Raw genomic sequence first — 17189 nt, 5'->3', positions numbered from 1 at the left:
GGTTCAGCCGCGTTTCACGCCGGAAAGGCGGGTCCAGCCGTCGTCGAACACAGGCGCGTCCATGTCGAACCATTGGCTGTAGATCGCCGCCAGTTCTTCGGCCTGTTCCTGCAGGATGCCGGACAGCACGATGCGGCCACCGGCACGCACATGGCCGGCTAGCAGGCCGCCGAGCAGACGCAGCGGATTGGCCAGAATGTTGGCGACCACGACATCGTACTCGCCCGGCAGCAGGCTGTCGGGCAGGCCGAAGTCGGCGCTGACGTCATTCTGCGCGGCGTTGTCGATGCTGGCGCGCACCGCCTGGGCATCGATGTCGATACCGCGGGTGGCGCCGGCGCCCAGTTTCAGCGCGGCGATGGCGAGGATGCCGGAGCCGCAGCCGTAGTCGAGCACTGTTTCGCCGCCCTTGATCTGTTCATCCAGCCACTGCAGGCACAGGCGGGTGGTCGGGTGGCTGCCGGTACCGAAGGCGAGGCCCGGGTCCAGCTGCAGGTTGATCGCCGCCGGATCCGGCGACTGGTGCCAGGTCGGGGTGATCCACAATCGCGACGAAATGCGGATCGGGTCGAACTGGCTTTGCGTCAGACGCACCCAGTCCTGTTCCTCGACACGGCCAAGCTCGTACTGCGGCAGCGGCAGGCCGCACTTGAGTGCGGCCATGGCGACCATGGCGGCGACGTCGGCGTCCTCGGCAAACAGGCAGTTGATCAGGCTGTGTTGCCACATCTGGTCAACCGGCTCGCCCGGTTCGCCGAAAATCGGCTGCTCTTCGGCGGTGCCGGCCAGCGCGTCCTCAATGGTGGCGGACAGGGCGCCGACGTCCATCAGGACGTCGGCGAAGCGCTCGGCCACCGCCGAGTCAGCTTGAATGGTGGCTTGCAGCCATGCCATAGAATTAACTGCCTTTCTTCAACTGCGCCAGACGTTCTTCCAGGTAGTGAATGCTGGTGCTGCCTTTCTGGAAGGCGGCATCGAGGAACAGTTCCTGGTGCAGCGGGATATTGGTTTTGATGCCGGTGATGGCCATTTCCGACAGCGCGACGCGCATGCGCGCCATCGCCTGGTCGCGGGTATCGCCGTAGGCAATCAGTTTACCCACCATCGAATCGTAATGTGACGGCACGGTATAGCCCTGGTAGATGTGCGAATCGATGCGGATGCCCGGGCCGCCGGCCGGATGGTAGCTCTCGATCTTGCCTGGCGACGGCACGAAGGTGAACGGGTCTTCGGCGTTGATGCGGCATTCCATGGCGTGGCCACGGAAGTGGATGTCCTTCTGCTTGAAACGCAGCGGCAGGCCGGCGGCGATGCGGATCTGTTCCTGCACGATGTCGATGCCGGTGATCAGCTCCGATACCGGATGCTCCACCTGCACTCGGGTGTTCATCTCGATGAAGTAGAACTCGCCGTTTTCGTACAGGAATTCAAAGGTACCGGCGCCGCGGTAGCCGATACGGCGGCAGGCGTCGGCGCAGGCTTCGCCGATGCGCTTGCGCTGCTCGGTGGTGATGCCCGGTGCCGGTGCTTCTTCGATGATCTTCTGGTGACGGCGCTGCATCGAGCAGTCGCGCTCGCCCAGATGCACGGCGTTGCCGTGCTGGTCGGACAGCACCTGGATCTCGATGTGGCGCGGCTGCTCCAGGAACTTTTCCATGTACACGGTCGGGTTGCCGAAGGCGGCACCGGCTTCGGTACGGGTCATGTTCACCGAGTTGATCAGCGCGGCTTCGGTGTGCACCACGCGCATGCCGCGACCGCCACCACCGCCGGAGGCCTTGATGATCACCGGGAAGCCGATCTTGCGGGCGATCTTGGTGATTTCGGCCGGATCATCCGGCAGCGCACCGGCGACGCCGGGTACCGTCGGCACGCCGGCTTCGATCATCGCCTGCTTGGCGGACACCTTGTCGCCCATCAGGCGGATGGTTTCCGAGCGCGGGCCGATGAACACGAAGCCGGACTGCTCGACGCGTTCGGCAAAGTCGGCGTTTTCTGACAGGAAGCCGTAGCCGGGGTGGATCGCCTGCGCGTCGGTGACTTCGGCGGCGGCGATCAGCGCCGGCACGTTCAGGTAGCTGAGGGTCGAGGAGGCCGGGCCGATGCAGACCGATTCGTCGGCCAGCTTCACGTACTTGGCTTCGCGGTCGGCCTCGGAGTGCACCACCACGGTCTTGATGCCCATTTCGCGGCAGGCGCGCTGGATGCGCAGGGCGATTTCGCCGCGGTTTGCAATCAGGATCTTTTCAAACATGTATTTCTCCACTGCAGGGCGCGCGCCGGTGTGCGATCTGGACCGGGCGCCGTGCGCAGGCTGGGGTTTTTCCCGTAAACGGTGCGTCAAACAACAAGGGCACTGACCAGACTGGCGTGCCCTGTGTTCAGCATGTCGTGCGGCAGGCTGCTTATTCGATGATGAACATCGGCTCGCCGAACTCGACCGGCTGGCCTTCTTCGATCAGGATGGCTTTCACCACGCCGGCGCGCTCGGCCTCGATCTCGTTCATCAGCTTCATCGCTTCGATGATGCACAGCGTGTCGCCGACATTGACCTGCTGGCCAACTTCAACGAACGGGGTCGATTGCGGGCTAGGGCGACGGTAGAAGGTACCGACCATCGGCGACTTGACGGTGCCGGGGTTGTTGGCCACCGATACCACGGCCGGTGCTTCGGCGGCGGCCGGCGCGGCGGCTGGTGCGGCGTGCTGCGGCACCTGCATGGTCATCGGCTGTGCGTAGTGCACGGTGCTGTTCGGGGAAACGCGGGTAATGCGGACTTTTTCTTCGCCTTCGGTCACTTCCAGTTCGGCAATGCCGGACTCTTCGACCAGATCAATCAGCTTTTTCAGTTTGCGCAGGTCCATGGTTTTCCTTCTTTAGGTATTCGGGTGTTTATGCCGGCTGTGCCAGACGCTTGATCGCGTGGGCCAGGGCCAGCTCGTAGCCGTGTGCGCCCAGACCGCAAATGACGCCGATCGCCAGATCCGAGAAATAGGAATGGTGGCGGAAGGCTTCGCGGGCGTGGACGTTCGACAGGTGAACTTCGATGAACGGTACCTTGACACCGGCCAGGGCATCGCGCAGGGCGACGCTGGTATGGGTGAATGCGGCCGGATTGATGATGACCAGATCGGTGCCGTCACCGAGACAGGCGTGGATGCGGTCGATCAGTACGGACTCGGCGTTGCTTTGCAGCGAATCCAGTTCAATACCGGCCGCAGCGGCCTGTTCCTGCAGACGACGGTTGATGTCGTCCAGTGTGTCCCGGCCATAATGCTGTGGCTCGCGCAGTCCGAGGAGATTCAGATTGGGGCCGTGCAGCACAAGGATTTTTCGGGTCAAGGTAGCAGTCTCGGTTTTGATATGGGCGCGAGTTTGCCGCAATTGTCAGCACGATGTCCAGTATTTGCAGTATTTCAAACGCGCGTTTGCTTTTTGCGGTGGCGGAAAATTGTGGTGGTTTGGAGTAAAAATCCCAGCGCCGGTTCCCGCGACACGGCAGCTTGCCGCCTTGTCGCCGGCGATGACTTGATCTGGGGCAAGTGATGCCGCCGGCGGAACGCTGTGCGGCAAACGCGCTCGAAAGGTATAATCCGCCGGTTTCCTTGAAGATGCCTGTCATGCTTGTTTCCGATTTCGATTACCACCTGCCCGAACACCTGATTGCCCAGCATCCGCCGGCCGAACGCGGCGGCAGCCGTCTGCTGCGCGTCAACGGGCGGGTGTTGCAGGATGATCACTTTGCCGCCATCGCCGACGCCCTCGACGCCGGCGACGTGCTGGTCTTCAACGATACCCGCGTGATCAAGGCGCGCCTGTTTGGCGAGAAGGCCAGCGGCGGTAAGATCGAGGCGCTGGTGGAGCGGGTGCTGAACGAGCACGAGGTGCTGGCGCACGTGCGCGCCAGCAAGTCGCCGAAGCCGGGCACGCGGCTGGTGTTTGCCGGCCGCTGGCAGGCGGAGATGGTCGAGCGCGCCGGCGAGCTGTTCAAGCTGCGCTTTCTGGATGCGGCCAACGTGTTCGACATCCTCGATGCCTCCGGCAAGCTGCCGCTGCCTCCTTATATCGAGCGCGACACCGACGGCGACGACGACGAGCGCTACCAGACGGTGTACGCACGGGAGAAGGGCGCGGTGGCCGCGCCGACCGCCGGCCTGCACTTTACCGACGCCATGCTGCAGACGCTGCGCGACAAGGGCGTGATCCTGTGCAGCGTGACGCTGCACGTCGGCGCCGGCACCTTCCAGCCGGTGCGGGTGGAGAACATCGCCGAGCACAAAATGCACAGCGAGATCTACGACATTCCGCAGGCGACGGTGGACGCCATCGACGCCGCGCACAAGGTTGGCCGCAAGGTGCTGGCGGTGGGCACCACCAGCATGCGCGCACTGGAATCGGCGGCACGGCCGGACGGCGTGTTGCGCGCCGGTCGCGGCGAAACCGACATCTTCATCACCCCCGGCTACCGCTTCAACGTGGTGGACAAGCTGCTGACCAATTTCCACCTGCCGAAGTCGACGCTGCTGATGCTGGTGTCGGCGTTTGCCGGTTACGAGGAAATGCGCGCCGCCTATGCCCACGCGGTGGCGCAGGAATACCGTTTCTTCAGCTATGGCGATGCCATGCTGCTAACCCGCAAGGAGTGATGCCATGAGCGGACTGAGCCCGGACAGCGCCCGCCCGGTGGAGATCAAGCTGCACAGCGTGTCGAAAAAGCTGGAGATCAGCTTTGACGACGGCGCCAGCTTCCAGCTGCCGGCCGAGTACCTGCGCGTCTATTCGCCGTCGGCGGAAGTGCGCGGCCACGGTGTCGGCAACGAAACGCTGCAGACCGGCAAGATGCACGTCGGCATCACCGCGCTGGAGCCGGTCGGCCACTACGCATTGAAGATCACCTTTGACGACGGCCACGACAGCGGCCTGTATAGCTGGGCCTACTTATATGAGCTGGGCGTCAAGCACGACCAGTACTGGCAGGATTATCTGAATCGGCTCGCCGCTGCCGGCGCGCTCAGGGAGTAAACATGGACAAGCAGACGCACTTTGGTTTCAAGACCGTCGACGAGAGCGAAAAGGCGGACAAGGTCGCCGAGGTGTTCCACTCGGTGGCACAGAAGTACGACGTGATGAACGACCTGATGTCCGGTGGCCTGCACCGGGTGTGGAAGCACTTCACGCTGACCACCTCCGGCGTGCGCGCCGGTGACAAGGTGCTGGACATCGCCGGCGGTACCGGCGACCTCGCCCGCGGCTGGGCCAAGCGCGTCGGCAAGAGCGGCGAAGTGTGGCTGACCGACATCAACAGCTCGATGCTGACCGTTGGCCGCGACCGGCTGCTGGACGAGGGCATGATCCTGCCGGTGTCGCTGGCCGACGCCGAGAAGCTGCCCTTCCCCGACAACTACTTCAACGCGGTGTCGGTGGCCTTCGGCCTGCGCAACATGACGCACAAGGACGCGGCACTGAAGGAGATGTGCCGCGTGCTGAAGCCGGGCGGCAAGCTGTTCGTGTTGGAGTTTTCCAAGGTGTGGAAGCCGCTGTCGCCGTTCTACGACTTCTATTCCTTCAAGGCGCTGCCGGTGATGGGCAAGCTGGTGGCGGGCGACGCCGACAGCTACCAGTACCTGGCCGAATCCATCCGCATGCACCCGGACCAGGAAACGCTGAAGCAGATGATGCTGGACGCCGGCTTCGGTCGCGTCGACTACCACAACATGACCGGCGGCGTGGTCGCGCTGCACAAGGGCGTCAAGTTCTGATGCCGGACGAGCTGGCCGCGCTCAACGCCACCCTCGGCATCGACGTGCAAACGTTGGCCGCACGCGGCCTGGTGCCGTTCGCCGAGGCGGACACGCTGGTGGTGGCGGAGCGCAATGCCAGCGGCCGCGAGTTCGAGCTGACGCCGGCCGCCGCTAGCGCTTGGCAGGCGATGCGCGACGCCGCTGCCGCGGACGGGGTGATATTGCAGCTGGTGTCGGCCTATCGCAGCGTCGCGCGCCAGCACGAGATCGTCGCCGCCAAGCTGGCGCGTGGTCAGAGCCTGGACGCCATCCTGCAGGTCAGCGCCGCGCCCGGCTTCAGCGAGCACCACACCGGCCGCGCCGTCGATATCGGCACCCCGGATTCGCCGGCGCTGGAAGAAGCATTCGAGCAGACGCCGGCCTTCGCCTGGCTGCAGGCCAATGCCGCCCGCTTCGGCTTCGTGCTGAGCTTTCCGCGCGACAACGCCTGCGGCTATCTGTACGAGCCGTGGCACTGGTGCTACCAGCAGGTGACGGCATGAATCCGTGGCTGATGCTGGCGCTGGCGATCGGCACCGAGGTGATCGCCACCAGTTCGCTGAAGCTAGCCGCCGGTTTCACCAAACCGCTGCCGTCGCTGCTGGTGGTGCTCGGCTACATCGCCTCGTTCTGGCTGCTGTCGCAAGTGCTGCTCAGGCTCGATCTCGGCGTGGTGTACGCGATCTGGTGCGGGGTCGGCATCGCGGTGGTGGCGACGGTGGGCGTGCTGCTGTTCGGCGAGAGCCTGTCGCCGCTGCGTATCGCCGGGCTGCTGGCGATCATGATCGGCACCATCTTGTTGAGTTTGTCGGGCAAAGGACATTAATGATGCGTATCCGCGTGGCGGCTTTCAATCATCTGCTGAACCAGCATCCGGCGCAGCGCGCCGAGCTGGCACAGTTCGCCGGGCGCCGCATCGGCATCGTGCTGCCGCCGCTGGATGTGCACGGCGTGGTCACCGAGGAGGGCTGGCTGGCGGTGTGCGAGGGCGGCGCCGAAGCCACGCTGCGCCTGAAACACGGCGTGGCGCTGGCGCAGCTGTCCGGCCGCGCGCCGGATCTGGCCGACGTGCTGCTGGAAGGCGATACCGAACTGGCGGCCAACGTTGGCCGCATCGTGCGCCAGCTGAAGTGGGATGCCACCGAAGACCTGTCGCGGGTGGTCGGCGACATTGCTGCGCAGCGGCTGCAGGGCTTTGCCCGCGGCCTGTTCGGCATCAAGGGCGAGATCGGCGGCCGCCTGCTGGACAACTGGCTGGAACACCTGCGCGAGGAAAGCCCGCTGCTGGCGCGCAAGGACAGCGTCGAGCAGTTCGTGCGTGCGGTGGATACCCTGCGCGACGACGCCGAGCGGCTGGAAAAACGCCTCGCCCATCTCGAAGCCCTGGCGCAAGCCAGCAACCGGAACTGACCTCCCTCATCATGCGCATTGCCCGTTTTAGCAAAATCGTTGCCACCTTTTACCGTTTCGGTCTCGACGAATTCTTTGCCGGCCGCGCGCGCGTCGGTTTTATCCACCGCCTGTGCCAGCTGACGCCGCTGCCGCGCGATCTGTCGGCGCCGTTGCCGCAGCGGGTGCGGCTGGCGCTGGAAGCGCTGGGGCCGATCTTCGTCAAGTTCGGCCAGGTGTTGTCTACCCGCCGCGACCTGTTACCGGAGGCGTACGCCGACGCGCTGGCCCACCTGCAGGACAATGTGCAGGCGTTTGACGGCGCCATCTCGCACCAGGTGATCGAGCGCAATCTGGGGCAGCCGGTGGCGGCGCTGTACGCCGAATTCGACGATGTGCCGGTGGCCAGCGCCTCGGTGGCGCAGGTGCACCGCGCGCGGCTGCACGGTACTGACGGCAAGCCGGGGCGAGCGGTGGCGGTGAAGGTGCTGCGTCCGGGCATCCTGCCGGTGATCGAGCAGGACCTGGCGCTGATGCGGCTGCTGGCGCGTCTGGTGGAGCGCTTCCTGCCGGACGGCAAGCGACTGAAGCCGCTGGAAGTGGTGGCCGAATTCGACCGCCACCTGCACGACGAGCTGGACCTGATGCACGAGGCCGGCAACGCCAGCCAGTTGCGCCGCAATTTCACCGGTTCCGACATGCTGCTGGTGCCGGAGGTGTTCTACGACTACTCGGCGCGCGAGGTGCTGACGCTGGAGTGGATGGACGGCATTCCGGTGGGGCAGATCGAGCGCCTGCGCGCCGCCGGCGTCGACCTGAAAAAACTCAGCCGCTTCGGCGTCGAGATCTTCTTCACCCAGGTGTTCCGCCACGGCTTCTTCCACGCCGACATGCACCCCGGCAATATCTTCGTCGCCGACGACGGCCGCTATATCGCGCTCGATTTCGGCATCGTCGGCAGCCTCACCGAATCCGACAAGCACTACCTGGCGGTGAACTTCCTCGCCTTCTTCAACCGCGACTACCACCGCGTCGCCACCGCGCACATCGAATCCGGCTGGGTGCCGAAAGACACCCGCGCCGAGGAACTGGAAGCGGCGGTGCGCACGGTGTGCGAGCCGATCTTCGACAAGCCGCTGTCGCAGATCTCCTTCGGCCTGGTGCTGCTGCGCCTGTTCGAGACCAGCCGTCGCTTCAACGTCGAGATCCAGCCGCAGCTGGTGCTGCTGCAGAAGACGCTGCTCAACATCGAGGGCCTCGGCCGTCAGCTCGATCCCGATCTCGACCTGTGGGATACCGCCAAGCCCTTCCTGACCAAGTGGATGAACGAGCAGATCGGCTGGCGCGGCCTGCTGCGCACGCTGAAGAACGAGGCGCCGGAGTGGGCGACCACGCTGCCGGCGATCCCGCGCAAGCTGAACGAGGCGCTGTCGGGCAAGGGTAGCGAGCTGGTGGTGCAGGGCTACATCCAGCTGATGCGCGAGCAGAAAACGCAGAACTTCATGCTGAAGCTGATCGCGCTGCTGCTCGCCGCACTGCTGCTGCGCGACTGGCTGTAACACGATCCATCCCGTCTATATATAAGCCGCCTGCGGGCGGCTTTTTTGCGGCCAACGTTGGCCGCAGGCTTGACCTTGCGAATTAAATATACAAAAATATATAACGTAAATTATTTAATCGTAAGGGGAAGAACATGAGTCACAACTATCAGGAACTGACCTCCGCGCTGTCGGCCAAGCTGGCCGAATTCCGCAAGGAAATGCCGGACACCATGCGTGGCTTCGGCCAGATGAGCAAAAGCGCGCACAGCGATGGCGCGCTGGACAACAAGACCAAGGAGCTGATCGCGCTGGCCATCGGCATCGCCGGCCGCTGCCAGGGCTGCCTCGCCTTTCACGGCAAGGCGCTGGTGGAGCTGGGCTGCACCCGTGCGCAATTCATGGAGATGCTGCAGGTGGCGGTGTACATGGGGGGCGGGCCGTCGTTGATGACAGCTGCGGAGGCACTGCTGGCCTACGAGAGCTTCGGCGGCGAACGCGCCGGCTGACAATGGTGATGGGGGGCAGGCCGGCTTGCGGCCAAGCTTGCGGGCTTCAGCTCATCAGCCGAGTCCAGCCCCACAGCAGCAGGGCGGCGGCCAGCAGCCAGGCGAGCGTGGCCAGCAGCAGCGTTGGCACCAGCGTGGTGCGGGTGCTGAGCCAGTACACCGCCAGCAGGTACAGCGCGTAGGGCAGCAGCGACCACAGCCCGAACAGCGCGGTGCTGCGCAAGGCCAGCGCGTCGCGTTCACTGCCGACAATGTAGTGCGCGATCAGCGCGAAGGTGGGAAACAGCGGCACCAGGCCGGCAATGTAAAAGGCGCGCGACTGCGACAGCAGCGCGATCAGCAGGACCGCCAATGCGCCGAGGCTGCACTTGGCGAACAGCGCCAGCATCAGTCCTGCAGCAGCGCGGCGACCACGCCGCGGCCTTCGGCCAGCAGGATGTTATAGGTACGGCACAGCGCGGCGGTGTCCATCACCTCGACGCCGATGCCGGCATTGGTCAGCGCCGCGTACAGCTTCGGGTGCGGAAAAAGCAGCTTGCTGCCGGTGCCCAGCAGCACCAGTTCAGGCTGCTTGGCCAGCACCGCGGCAAAGTCGGCGTCGCTGAAATCCTCGAAACGGGCCGGGCGCCACGGCGTGATGCTGTCGGCGGTGACGATCAGGCTGCCCTCGTGGCGCACCTTGTTGATCTCGACATGGCCGGCGCCGGAGGCGGTGAACAGGTTGGATCCGGCGGTGTTGGCTTCGTGAAGTTTCATGATGTCATCCTGGCGTGAGAAGCTGGTGCAGTGCACCACGTATTGGGATAGGATTATACCTTGCCCGCAAGCGGTGCATGCCCTGCATTGCGCTTGCGACATATCGTGAACCGACCCCCAGCCAGTGGTAACAGTGCCCATGCAGCCTATCCAGAAATCACAAAAACTTGCCAACGTCTGCTATGACATTCGCGGCCCGGTGCTTGAGCACGCCAAGCGCATGGAAGAAGAAGGTCATCGCATCATCAAGCTCAATATCGGCAATCCGGCACCATTCGGCTTTTTCGCCCCGGACGAGATCATCGAAGACGTGATCGCCAATTTGCAGAATGCGTCCGGCTATTGTGATTCCAAGGGCCTGTTCGCCGCGCGCAAGGCGATCATGCACTACGCGCAGCAAAAGCATATTCCCAACGTCGGCATGGAAGACATCTACATCGGCAACGGCGTGTCCGAGCTGATCGTGATGGCGATGCAGGCCTTGCTCGACAACGGCGACGAGGTGCTGGTGCCGGCGCCGGACTATCCGCTGTGGACCGCGGCGGTGAGCCTGGCCGGCGGCCGCCCGGTGCACTACCTGTGCGACGAGGCCGAGGGCTGGCTGCCGTCGATCGCCGACATCCGCGCCAAGATCACGTCGCGCACCAAGGCGCTGGTGGTGATCAACCCCAACAACCCGACCGGCGCGCTGTACCCGGACCACATCCTGCAGCAACTGGTCGAGGTCGCCCGCGAGTTCGGCCTCATCCTCTACGCCGACGAAATCTACGACAAGGTGCTGTACGACGGCGCCACCCACACTTCCATTGCCTCGCTGGCGCCGGACCTGCTGGTGTGTACCTTCAACGGCCTGTCGAAAAACTACCGCGCCTGCGGCTACCGCGCCGGCTGGATGATCCTCGCCGGCGAAAAGCGCCACGCCAAGGACTACATCGAGGGCCTCAATATGCTGGCCTCGATGCGCCTGTGCGCCAACGTGCCGGCGCAGTATGCGATCCAGACCGCGCTGGGCGGCTACCAGAGCATCGACGATCTGGTGGCGCCGGGCGGGCGCCTGGCGCGACAGCGCGATCTGGCCTGGGAGCTGCTGACCGCGATTCCCGGCGTGACTTGCGTCAAGCCGCAGGGCGCGCTGTACCTGTTCCCGCGGCTGGACCCGGCGGTGTATCCGATCGAGGACGACCAGCAGTTCATCCTGGAACTGCTGCAGCAGGAGCGGGTGTTGCTGGTGCAGGGCAGCGGCTTCAACTGGGTTGCCCCCGATCACTTCCGCGTGGTATTCCTGCCTAATAGCGACGACCTGACCGAGGCCATTGGCCGTATCGCGCGTTTTCTGGAAAACTACCGCAAACAACACGGTACCGCCTGATCGTGATGCAAAGGGGAGCCGCGGGCTCCCCTTTTTTGCACGCGGCAGGACGCCCAGTACGGCCCGCCACGGTTGGCCGCACTGGACGCCTTGCGCCAGGGACAAATCAATAACACTTTGGAGTTCAGCATGAAACCGATCAACATTGGTCTGATGGGAGTGGGGACAGTCGGTGGCGGTACCGCCACCGTATTGAAGCGCAACGCGGAAGAGATCAGCCGCCGGGCCGGACGCGAGATCCGCCTGTTCATGGCTGCCAACCGTGATCTGGCGCGCGCGCGCGAAGTTGTCGGCGACGGCGTGCCGCTGGTCGATGACGCCTTCCAGGTGGTCAACCATCCGGAAGTCGACATCGTGGTCGAGCTGATCGGCGGCGACACCATCGCCAAGGAGCTGGTGCTCAAGGCCATCGACAACGGCAAGCACGTGGTCACCGCCAACAAGAAGTTGCTGGCGATGCACGGCAACGAGATCTTCGCCCGCGCCCAGGAAAAGGGCGTGATGGTGGCGTTCGAGGCCGCGGTGGCCGGCGGCATCCCGATCATCAAGGCGCTGCGTGAAGGCCTGTCCGCCAACCGCATCGAGTGGCTGGCCGGCATCATCAACGGCACTTCCAACTTCATCCTGTCGGAAATGCGCGAAAAAGGCGCCGATTTCGGCGACGTGCTGAAAGAGGCGCAGGCGCTGGGCTACGCTGAAGCCGACCCGACCTTCGACGTGGAAGGCCACGACGCCGGTCACAAGTTGACCATCATGGCAGCGATCGCGTTCGGCATCCCGATGAACTTCGACAACTGTTATCTGGAAGGCATCAGCCAGCTGGAAGGCAAGGACATCCAGTACGCGGAAGAACTGGGTTACCGCGTCAAGCTGCTGGGCCTGACCCGTCGCACCGCCGCCGGTGTCGAACTGCGCGTGCACCCGACGCTGATCCCGGAAGACCAGCTGATCGCCAACGTCAACGGCGTGATGAACGCGGTGCTGGTGCGTGGCGACGCCATCGGCCAGGCGCTGTTCAACGGCCCGGGCGCCGGTGCGCTGCCTACTGCTTCTGCCGTGGTGGCCGACATCGTCGATGTCGCACGCCTGTTGACCTCCGATCCGGAACACCGCGTGCCGCACCTGGCGTTCCAGCCGGACCAGCTGCAGAACCTGCCTATCCTGCCGATGGGCGAAGTGGTCAGCAGCTACTACCTGCGCATCCAGGCCGCCGACCGCGCCGGGGTGATGGCCGACATCACCCGCCTGCTGGCGGAGAACAACATCTCGATCGAAGCGCTGATCCAGAAGGGCTCCGCCACCGACGGTTCCGCCGAGATCGTGATCCTGACCCACCGCGTGGTGGAAAAGTCGGCCAACAAGGCGATCGCCGCCATCGAGGCGCTGGACAGCGTCGCCGGCAAGGTGGTGCGCCTGCGCATGGAAGAGCTGAATGGCTAAGTGTGGCTGGCTGCTGTTGTTGCTGCCGGCGCTGGCTTGTGCCGGCAACGGTGCCAGTGGCAGCGCTGGCGCGATCCCGCGCCAGCCGGTGATACAGCTGCTGACCACTGCCTGTCTGGCCAAGGCCGGACAGGAGCCGCTGCTGAAAAGCCTGCTCAGCAGCCCGGCGGCGGCCAGCGCTTACTGCGGTTGCGCCGGCGAGCGCATCGTCAGCGGCCTCAGCGACGACGAATTGCTGGATGCAGTCAGCAAGGGCAAGGGCGTGGCGCAGGATCCGGTGTGGAAACGGCGCCTGCTCAATGTCGGACTGCAATGTCTGGATCAACTGGTTAAATAAACAACATGCGATACATCAGCACCCGTGGCGGCATGGCGCCGCTTGAATTCTCCGACACCATCCTGATGGGGCTGGCCCCGGACGGCGGTCTGGCACTGCCGGAAAGCTATCCGCAGATCAGCCGCGCACAGCTGGACGCCTGGCGTGGTCTGTCCTACGCCGACCTCGCCTTCGAGATCATCAGCCTGTTCGCCACCGACATTCCGGCCGCCGACCTCAAGGACATCCTCGACCGTACCTACACCGCCAAGGTGTATGGCTCGGCCGAGATCACCCCGGTGAAGCGTCTGCACGACGGCTTGGTGATCCTGGAACTGTCCAACGGCCCGACGCTGGCGTTCAAGGACATGGCGATGCAGTTCCTCGGCAACCTGTTCGAGTACGTGCTGGCGAAAAAGGGCGAGCAGCTCAACATCCTCGGCGCCACCTCCGGCGATACCGGCTCCGCCGCCGAGTACGCGATGCGCGGCAAGCAGAACATCAACGTGTTCATGCTCAGCCCGGACGGCCTGATGAGCCCGTTCCAGCGCGCACAGATGTACAGCCTGCAGGATGCCAACATCCACAATATCGCCATCCGCGGCATGTTCGACGACTGCCAGGACATCGTGAAGGCGGTGCAGAACGATCATGCCTTCAAGGCCAAGTACAAGGTCGGTACCGTCAACTCCATCAACTGGGCGCGCATCGTGGCGCAGGTGGTGTACTACTTCAAGGGCTACTTCAACGCTACCGCCAGCAACGACGAACAGGTCAGCTTCTGCGTGCCGTCCGGCAACTTCGGCAACGTCTGCGCCGGTCACATCGCGCGACAGATGGGGCTGCCGGTACAGCGCCTGATCGTGGCCACCAACGAGAACGACGTGCTGGACGAGTTCTTCGGCAGCGGCAAGTACGCGCCGCGCGGCACCGCCAACACCTGGGTCACCTCCAGCCCGTCGATGGACATCTCCAAGGCGTCCAACTTCGAGCGTTTCATTTTCGATCTGGTCGGCCGTGACGGCGCGCAGGTCAAGGCGCTGTGGGCGCAGGTGGACAGCGGCAACGGTTTCGATCTTGCGGCCAACCTTCGCGCGGTGCGCGAGCAGTTCGGCTTCGTGTCCGGCAAGAGCACACACGCCGACCGACTGGCGACCATCCGCGCCGTCGATGCCGAGGACGGCGTGGTGGTGGATACCCACACCGCCGACGGCATCAAGGTGGCACGTGAAGTGCGCCTGCCGGGCGAAACCGTCGTTTGCCTGGAAACGGCGCTGCCGGCCAAGTTCGCCGACACCATCCGCGAGGCGTTGGGGCGCGACGCGCCACGTCCGGACGGCTTTGACGGTCTGGAAGACCTGCCGCAACGGGTGACGGTATTCGATGCCGACGCCGCGGCGGTGAAGGCCTATATCGAGCAGACGCTGGCCTGAGTCCGGCTGCGCCCGAAGCATCCGGCCCCCGCCATAAGGCGGGGGCTTTTTGTTGCCCGGTGCGCGCCGCTGCTCTCAGCCGCGCAGACAACGGGCTAGCCGGCAATCGTTTTTGCATGCTCGGGTGGCGCGGGTACAATGGGCGGATGATGCGAAATCCATTGTTGTACGGCCTGCTGCTGCTCAGCCTGTTTGCCAGCGCCGCCGGAGTGCAGGATCTGCGCCAGCTGGAGCAGGTGGCAACGGCGTTTGCCGAGGCCGAGGCTGGCAGTGACGGCTTCCGTTACCAGGCCGGCAAGGCCGATCCGCGTTTGCGGCTGCCCGCCTGTGCGCAGCCGCCGACGGCCGGTTGGCCCGGCGGCCAGAAGCCGCCGTTCACGGCGCTGGAGCTGGCCTGTGCCGGGCAGGGCTGGCGCATCCTGCTACCGGTGACCGCCAGCCAGCTCAGCGTCGGCTACGTCACCACCCGGCAGTTGCGCGCTGGCGAGGTGCTGCAGCTAGGCGACATCAAGCTGATGCCGGTCAGCAACCGCGCACTGGCGCTGCAGGCGGTGCGCGATCCGGCGCTGATCGTGGGCAAGGCGCTGCGCAGCACCTTGCCGGCCGGCAGCCTGCTGCGCGAAAGCCAGCTACGCCTGCCGCTGGTGATCAAGACCAACCAGCCGGTGCGGGTGCTGGTGCAGGGCAACGGCTTCGCCATCGGCAGTGATGCGGTGGCGCTGGGCAATGCCGCCGTCGGCGAACGGCTGAATGTGCGGGTACCGTCCGGCAAGGTGATCTCGGGTGTGGTGCAGGAAGATCTGAGCGTGCTGGTCGCGGCGCCCTGAAAAAATAGTCAAGTTTTTGCATTTTCAGGCGATAATGACTTCAGATTACAAAACTTTTTGTCGGGCGGGTGACATATGAAAATCGACAATTCGGGCAAGGTAGCGGCGGCTTATGGCGCGCCGGTACGTGCTGCCAAGAAGGAAGACGTGGCCACCACGGCGTCAGGCGCCACATCGCGTAGCGAAAGCGTCGCCATCAGCTCGCAGGGACTTGCCAAGGCGGCGCAAGCGGCCGAGGCTTTCGATGCGGACAAGGTTGCCGCCATCAAGGCTGCCATTGCCGCCGGCGAATTCAAGATCAATCCGGAAGCCATTGCCGACAGCCTGATCGCCAGCACGCGCGAGTTGCTGGCCGGCTGATAGCGGAAACGCGTGATGCCAAGCGAACTGTTCCTACAGCAGTGCCAGCAGGAAACGGCGGCACTGCATGCGCTATTGTCGCTGCTGGAAGAAGAGCAGCGCGCGATCGTGCGTTTTGACGCGCTGAAACTGGATGCCTGTGCCGTCAGCAAGCAGCAGCAACTGCAGCTGCTGCAGGACAGCAAGGCGCAGCGTCTTGCGCTGCTGGCCGCGCACCAGCTGGACGGCAAGACCGCCTTCCTCTCGTGGTTGTCCGCCGCCGAGCCGGCGCTGCAGCAAGCCTGGATGGCGCTGGAGCACGAGCTGGCCAAGGTGCAGGCGCTGAACGACAGCAATGCCGCGATGGCGGCGGAACGGATGACCTTTGCCACCGAGGCGCTGACCGCGCTGCGCGAGGAAGCCAAGGCCATCGACGGTTACGGCCGCGACGGCAACTTCGCCGCCACGCTGGCCGCGTCGCGCCGTCTGGGTTCTGCCTGACAGCGATTGTTGTTTTTGTGTTATCTTCCCTCGCGAGTTCATCTCTTGCGTCTGCGTTAATTCATGACCCTGATCTCCCTTATCGTTGCACTGGCTCTGGAACAATTGCGCCCCCTGGGTAACCGCAACCGGGTATGGCGCGTGTTTACCCGTTACGCCAACCATCTGGAACGCACGCTGAATGCCGGCTACAACCGGCACGGCGTACTGGCCTGGGTGGTGGCGGTGCTGCCGGTCGTGGCGGTGGTGATGGCGGTGTACTACGCGCTGTACCAGGCCAGCCCGCTGTTTGCCCTGCTGTGGAACATCCTGGTGCTGTACCTGACCATGGGCTTCCGTCATTTCTCGGGCTCGTTTTCCGAAATCGCGCTGGCACTGGGCGAGGGGCGGGATTTTGACGCACGCAAGGAACTGGCACGCTGGACCAACCAGCCAACCTCCGAGCTGTCGATCGAGGAAGTCTCGCGGCTGGCCATCGAGCAGGGCGTGCTGGACAGCTACCGCCACGTGTTCGGTACCATGTTCTGGTTCGTGCTGCTGCCCGGTCCGGCCGGTGCCGTGCTGTACCGTGCCACGCAGATGCTGGCGCAGAAGTGGGGCGCCCGCGACGACGACCTGTTCGGCCGTTTCTCGCGCCGTGCCGGTGAATGGCTGGACTGGATTCCGGTGCGCCTGACCGCGGCCAGCTTTGCGGTGATGGGCGACTTCGAGGACGCGGTGTACTGCTGGCGCTCGCAGGCCAAGACCTGGGGCAACTACGCGACCGGCATCCTGCTGGCCTCGGCGGCCGGCGCACTGGGCGTCAAGCTCGGCGATCCGCTGCGCCAGGACTACACCGTGAAATACCGCCCGGAACTGGGTGTCGGCGACGATGCCGATCCCAACTACCTGAAAAGCGCCGTCGGCCTGGTATGGCGTACCGTGCTGTTGTGGCTGTTCGTGGTATTGCTGATCAGCGTGATCTCATTCTTTGGCTGAACACAGCCTGTTGC

General features: G+C 64.4%; 22 protein-coding genes. 16 read left to right on the top strand and 6 right to left on the bottom strand.

Annotation, left to right across the window (positions count from 1 at the left end; genetic code table 11):
* Window positions 1–3: 3 nt before the first annotated feature.
* From prmA to aroQ, 4 genes are all read right to left on the bottom strand, one after another.
* Window positions 4–894 carry a 50S ribosomal protein L11 methyltransferase gene (gene prmA / locus ACG97_RS08055; RefSeq protein WP_047966838.1) on the bottom strand — a complete coding sequence of 297 codons (891 nt, stop codon included), beginning with the start codon at window positions 892–894 and terminating at the stop codon, window positions 4–6.
* Between the two features lie 4 nt (window positions 895–898).
* The gene (gene accC / locus ACG97_RS08050) at window positions 899–2254 is read right to left on the bottom strand and encodes an acetyl-CoA carboxylase biotin carboxylase subunit (RefSeq protein ID WP_047966837.1); all 1356 of its coding nucleotides are present in this window, start codon (window positions 2252–2254) and stop codon (window positions 899–901) included.
* Between the two features lie 151 nt (window positions 2255–2405).
* Window positions 2406–2864: an acetyl-CoA carboxylase biotin carboxyl carrier protein gene (gene accB / locus ACG97_RS08045; protein WP_047966836.1), complete on the bottom strand. Its 459-nt coding sequence runs from the start codon at window positions 2862–2864 to the stop codon at window positions 2406–2408.
* Window positions 2865–2892: 28 nt separating this feature from the next.
* Window positions 2893–3342, bottom strand: coding sequence for a type II 3-dehydroquinate dehydratase (gene aroQ / locus ACG97_RS08040; protein WP_047966835.1), 450 nt, complete (start codon window positions 3340–3342; stop codon window positions 2893–2895).
* Between the two features lie 278 nt (window positions 3343–3620).
* On the opposite strand from aroQ, the gene queA reads away from it, so the two are divergent.
* The 8 genes from queA to ACG97_RS08000 all read left to right on the top strand — a co-directional run bounded on the left by queA (window position 3621) and on the right by ACG97_RS08000 (window position 9216).
* Complete coding sequence (queA, locus tag ACG97_RS08035; RefSeq protein ID WP_047966834.1) at window positions 3621–4646, top strand: tRNA preQ1(34) S-adenosylmethionine ribosyltransferase-isomerase QueA; 1026 nt, start codon at window positions 3621–3623, stop codon at window positions 4644–4646.
* Between the two features lie 4 nt (window positions 4647–4650).
* On the top strand, window positions 4651–5022 hold the full coding sequence (locus ACG97_RS08030; protein ID WP_047966833.1) for a gamma-butyrobetaine hydroxylase-like domain-containing protein: 372 nt from the start codon (window positions 4651–4653) through the stop codon (window positions 5020–5022).
* A 2-nt stretch (window positions 5023–5024) separates the two neighbouring features.
* Window positions 5025–5759 (top strand): bifunctional demethylmenaquinone methyltransferase/2-methoxy-6-polyprenyl-1,4-benzoquinol methylase UbiE, encoded by a 735-nt coding sequence (ubiE, locus tag ACG97_RS08025; protein ID WP_047966832.1) that lies wholly within the window; start codon window positions 5025–5027, stop codon window positions 5757–5759.
* The gene (locus ACG97_RS08020; protein WP_047966831.1) at window positions 5759–6283 is read left to right on the top strand and encodes a D-alanyl-D-alanine carboxypeptidase family protein; all 525 of its coding nucleotides are present in this window, start codon (window positions 5759–5761) and stop codon (window positions 6281–6283) included. The genes ubiE and ACG97_RS08020 overlap by 1 nt, the downstream gene beginning before the upstream one ends.
* Window positions 6280–6606 carry a multidrug efflux SMR transporter gene (locus ACG97_RS08015; protein WP_047966830.1) on the top strand — a complete coding sequence of 109 codons (327 nt, stop codon included), beginning with the start codon at window positions 6280–6282 and terminating at the stop codon, window positions 6604–6606. Before ACG97_RS08020 ends, ACG97_RS08015 begins: the two co-directional genes overlap by 4 nt.
* Entirely contained in the window at window positions 6606–7190 is a 585-nt protein-coding gene (locus tag ACG97_RS08010) for an SCP2 domain-containing protein (RefSeq protein WP_238377292.1), read from the top strand. Before ACG97_RS08015 ends, ACG97_RS08010 begins: the two co-directional genes overlap by 1 nt.
* A gap of 11 nt (window positions 7191–7201) precedes the next feature.
* Window positions 7202–8728 (top strand): ubiquinone biosynthesis regulatory protein kinase UbiB, encoded by a 1527-nt coding sequence (ubiB, locus tag ACG97_RS08005; RefSeq protein WP_047966829.1) that lies wholly within the window; start codon window positions 7202–7204, stop codon window positions 8726–8728.
* Window positions 8729–8862: 134 nt separating this feature from the next.
* Complete coding sequence (locus tag ACG97_RS08000) at window positions 8863–9216, top strand: carboxymuconolactone decarboxylase family protein (protein ID WP_047966828.1); 354 nt, start codon at window positions 8863–8865, stop codon at window positions 9214–9216.
* 46 nt (window positions 9217–9262) lie between these two features.
* On the opposite strand, the gene ACG97_RS07995 is transcribed toward ACG97_RS08000, so the two are convergent.
* Together ACG97_RS07995 and ACG97_RS07990 are read right to left on the bottom strand one after the other, a co-directional pair.
* Complete coding sequence (locus ACG97_RS07995) at window positions 9263–9604, bottom strand: GlpM family protein (RefSeq protein ID WP_047966827.1); 342 nt, start codon at window positions 9602–9604, stop codon at window positions 9263–9265.
* The gene (locus ACG97_RS07990; RefSeq protein WP_047966896.1) at window positions 9604–9972 is read right to left on the bottom strand and encodes an Mth938-like domain-containing protein; all 369 of its coding nucleotides are present in this window, start codon (window positions 9970–9972) and stop codon (window positions 9604–9606) included. The genes ACG97_RS07995 and ACG97_RS07990 overlap by 1 nt, the downstream gene beginning before the upstream one ends.
* Window positions 9973–10111: 139 nt before the next feature.
* Between ACG97_RS07990 and ACG97_RS07985 the strand changes: the two genes are divergently transcribed.
* The 8 genes from ACG97_RS07985 to ACG97_RS07950 all read left to right on the top strand — a co-directional run bounded on the left by ACG97_RS07985 (window position 10112) and on the right by ACG97_RS07950 (window position 17175).
* Window positions 10112–11341 carry a pyridoxal phosphate-dependent aminotransferase gene (locus tag ACG97_RS07985; protein ID WP_047966826.1) on the top strand — a complete coding sequence of 410 codons (1230 nt, stop codon included), beginning with the start codon at window positions 10112–10114 and terminating at the stop codon, window positions 11339–11341.
* 129 nt (window positions 11342–11470) lie between these two features.
* The gene (locus ACG97_RS07980) at window positions 11471–12781 is read left to right on the top strand and encodes a homoserine dehydrogenase (protein ID WP_047966895.1); all 1311 of its coding nucleotides are present in this window, start codon (window positions 11471–11473) and stop codon (window positions 12779–12781) included.
* Window positions 12774–13118, top strand: coding sequence for a hypothetical protein (locus ACG97_RS07975; RefSeq protein WP_047966825.1), 345 nt, complete (start codon window positions 12774–12776; stop codon window positions 13116–13118). Before ACG97_RS07980 ends, ACG97_RS07975 begins: the two co-directional genes overlap by 8 nt.
* 5 nt (window positions 13119–13123) lie before the next feature.
* Window positions 13124–14530, top strand: coding sequence for a threonine synthase (gene thrC, locus ACG97_RS07970; RefSeq protein WP_047966824.1), 1407 nt, complete (start codon window positions 13124–13126; stop codon window positions 14528–14530).
* 146 nt (window positions 14531–14676) lie between these two features.
* Window positions 14677–15357, top strand: coding sequence for a flagellar basal body P-ring formation chaperone FlgA (flgA, locus tag ACG97_RS07965; RefSeq protein WP_053068109.1), 681 nt, complete (start codon window positions 14677–14679; stop codon window positions 15355–15357).
* Between the two features lie 75 nt (window positions 15358–15432).
* Entirely contained in the window at window positions 15433–15717 is a 285-nt protein-coding gene (gene flgM, locus ACG97_RS07960) for a flagellar biosynthesis anti-sigma factor FlgM (RefSeq protein WP_047966822.1), read from the top strand.
* 15 nt (window positions 15718–15732) lie between these two features.
* On the top strand, window positions 15733–16197 hold the full coding sequence (gene flgN, locus ACG97_RS07955) for a flagellar export chaperone FlgN (RefSeq protein WP_047966821.1): 465 nt from the start codon (window positions 15733–15735) through the stop codon (window positions 16195–16197).
* 63 nt (window positions 16198–16260) lie between these two features.
* Entirely contained in the window at window positions 16261–17175 is a 915-nt protein-coding gene (locus ACG97_RS07950) for a CobD/CbiB family protein (protein WP_047966820.1), read from the top strand.
* Window positions 17176–17189 lie beyond the last annotated feature (14 nt).

Source organism: Vogesella sp. EB (assembly GCF_001037925.1).
In the GTDB taxonomy this organism is placed as follows: Bacteria; Pseudomonadota; Gammaproteobacteria; order Burkholderiales; family Chromobacteriaceae; genus Vogesella; species Vogesella indigofera.
The sequence above is the reverse complement of the archived record's forward strand: the minus strand, read 5'-3'. Positions and strand labels throughout refer to the sequence as shown.

Bases quoted from the DNA above. Each gene is read 5' to 3' on its own strand.
- ACG97_RS08015 (WP_047966830.1), top strand. From the start codon at position 6,280: ATGAATCCGTGGCTGATGCTGGCGCTGGCGATCGGCACCGAGGTGATC.
- accC (WP_047966837.1), bottom strand. From the start codon at position 2,254: ATGTTTGAAAAGATCCTGATTGCAAACCGCGGCGAAATCGCCCTGCGC.
- thrC (WP_047966824.1), top strand. From the start codon at position 13,124: ATGCGATACATCAGCACCCGTGGCGGCATGGCGCCGCTTGAATTCTCC.
- ACG97_RS07990 (WP_047966896.1), bottom strand. From the start codon at position 9,972: ATGAAACTTCACGAAGCCAACACCGCCGGATCCAACCTGTTCACCGCC.
- ACG97_RS08030 (WP_047966833.1), top strand. From the start codon at position 4,651: ATGAGCGGACTGAGCCCGGACAGCGCCCGCCCGGTGGAGATCAAGCTG.
- ACG97_RS07950 (WP_047966820.1), top strand. From the start codon at position 16,261: ATGACCCTGATCTCCCTTATCGTTGCACTGGCTCTGGAACAATTGCGC.
- ACG97_RS08000 (WP_047966828.1), top strand. From the start codon at position 8,863: ATGAGTCACAACTATCAGGAACTGACCTCCGCGCTGTCGGCCAAGCTG.
- flgA (WP_053068109.1), top strand. From the start codon at position 14,677: ATGATGCGAAATCCATTGTTGTACGGCCTGCTGCTGCTCAGCCTGTTT.
- ACG97_RS07975 (WP_047966825.1), top strand. From the start codon at position 12,774: ATGGCTAAGTGTGGCTGGCTGCTGTTGTTGCTGCCGGCGCTGGCTTGT.
- flgM (WP_047966822.1), top strand. From the start codon at position 15,433: ATGAAAATCGACAATTCGGGCAAGGTAGCGGCGGCTTATGGCGCGCCG.
- ACG97_RS07995 (WP_047966827.1), bottom strand. From the start codon at position 9,604: ATGCTGGCGCTGTTCGCCAAGTGCAGCCTCGGCGCATTGGCGGTCCTG.
- ACG97_RS07985 (WP_047966826.1), top strand. From the start codon at position 10,112: ATGCAGCCTATCCAGAAATCACAAAAACTTGCCAACGTCTGCTATGAC.
- ACG97_RS08020 (WP_047966831.1), top strand. From the start codon at position 5,759: ATGCCGGACGAGCTGGCCGCGCTCAACGCCACCCTCGGCATCGACGTG.
- prmA (WP_047966838.1), bottom strand. From the start codon at position 894: ATGGCATGGCTGCAAGCCACCATTCAAGCTGACTCGGCGGTGGCCGAG.
- ubiE (WP_047966832.1), top strand. From the start codon at position 5,025: ATGGACAAGCAGACGCACTTTGGTTTCAAGACCGTCGACGAGAGCGAA.
- ACG97_RS07980 (WP_047966895.1), top strand. From the start codon at position 11,471: ATGAAACCGATCAACATTGGTCTGATGGGAGTGGGGACAGTCGGTGGC.
- ubiB (WP_047966829.1), top strand. From the start codon at position 7,202: ATGCGCATTGCCCGTTTTAGCAAAATCGTTGCCACCTTTTACCGTTTC.
- accB (WP_047966836.1), bottom strand. From the start codon at position 2,864: ATGGACCTGCGCAAACTGAAAAAGCTGATTGATCTGGTCGAAGAGTCC.
- flgN (WP_047966821.1), top strand. From the start codon at position 15,733: ATGCCAAGCGAACTGTTCCTACAGCAGTGCCAGCAGGAAACGGCGGCA.
- queA (WP_047966834.1), top strand. From the start codon at position 3,621: ATGCTTGTTTCCGATTTCGATTACCACCTGCCCGAACACCTGATTGCC.
- ACG97_RS08010 (WP_238377292.1), top strand. From the start codon at position 6,606: ATGATGCGTATCCGCGTGGCGGCTTTCAATCATCTGCTGAACCAGCAT.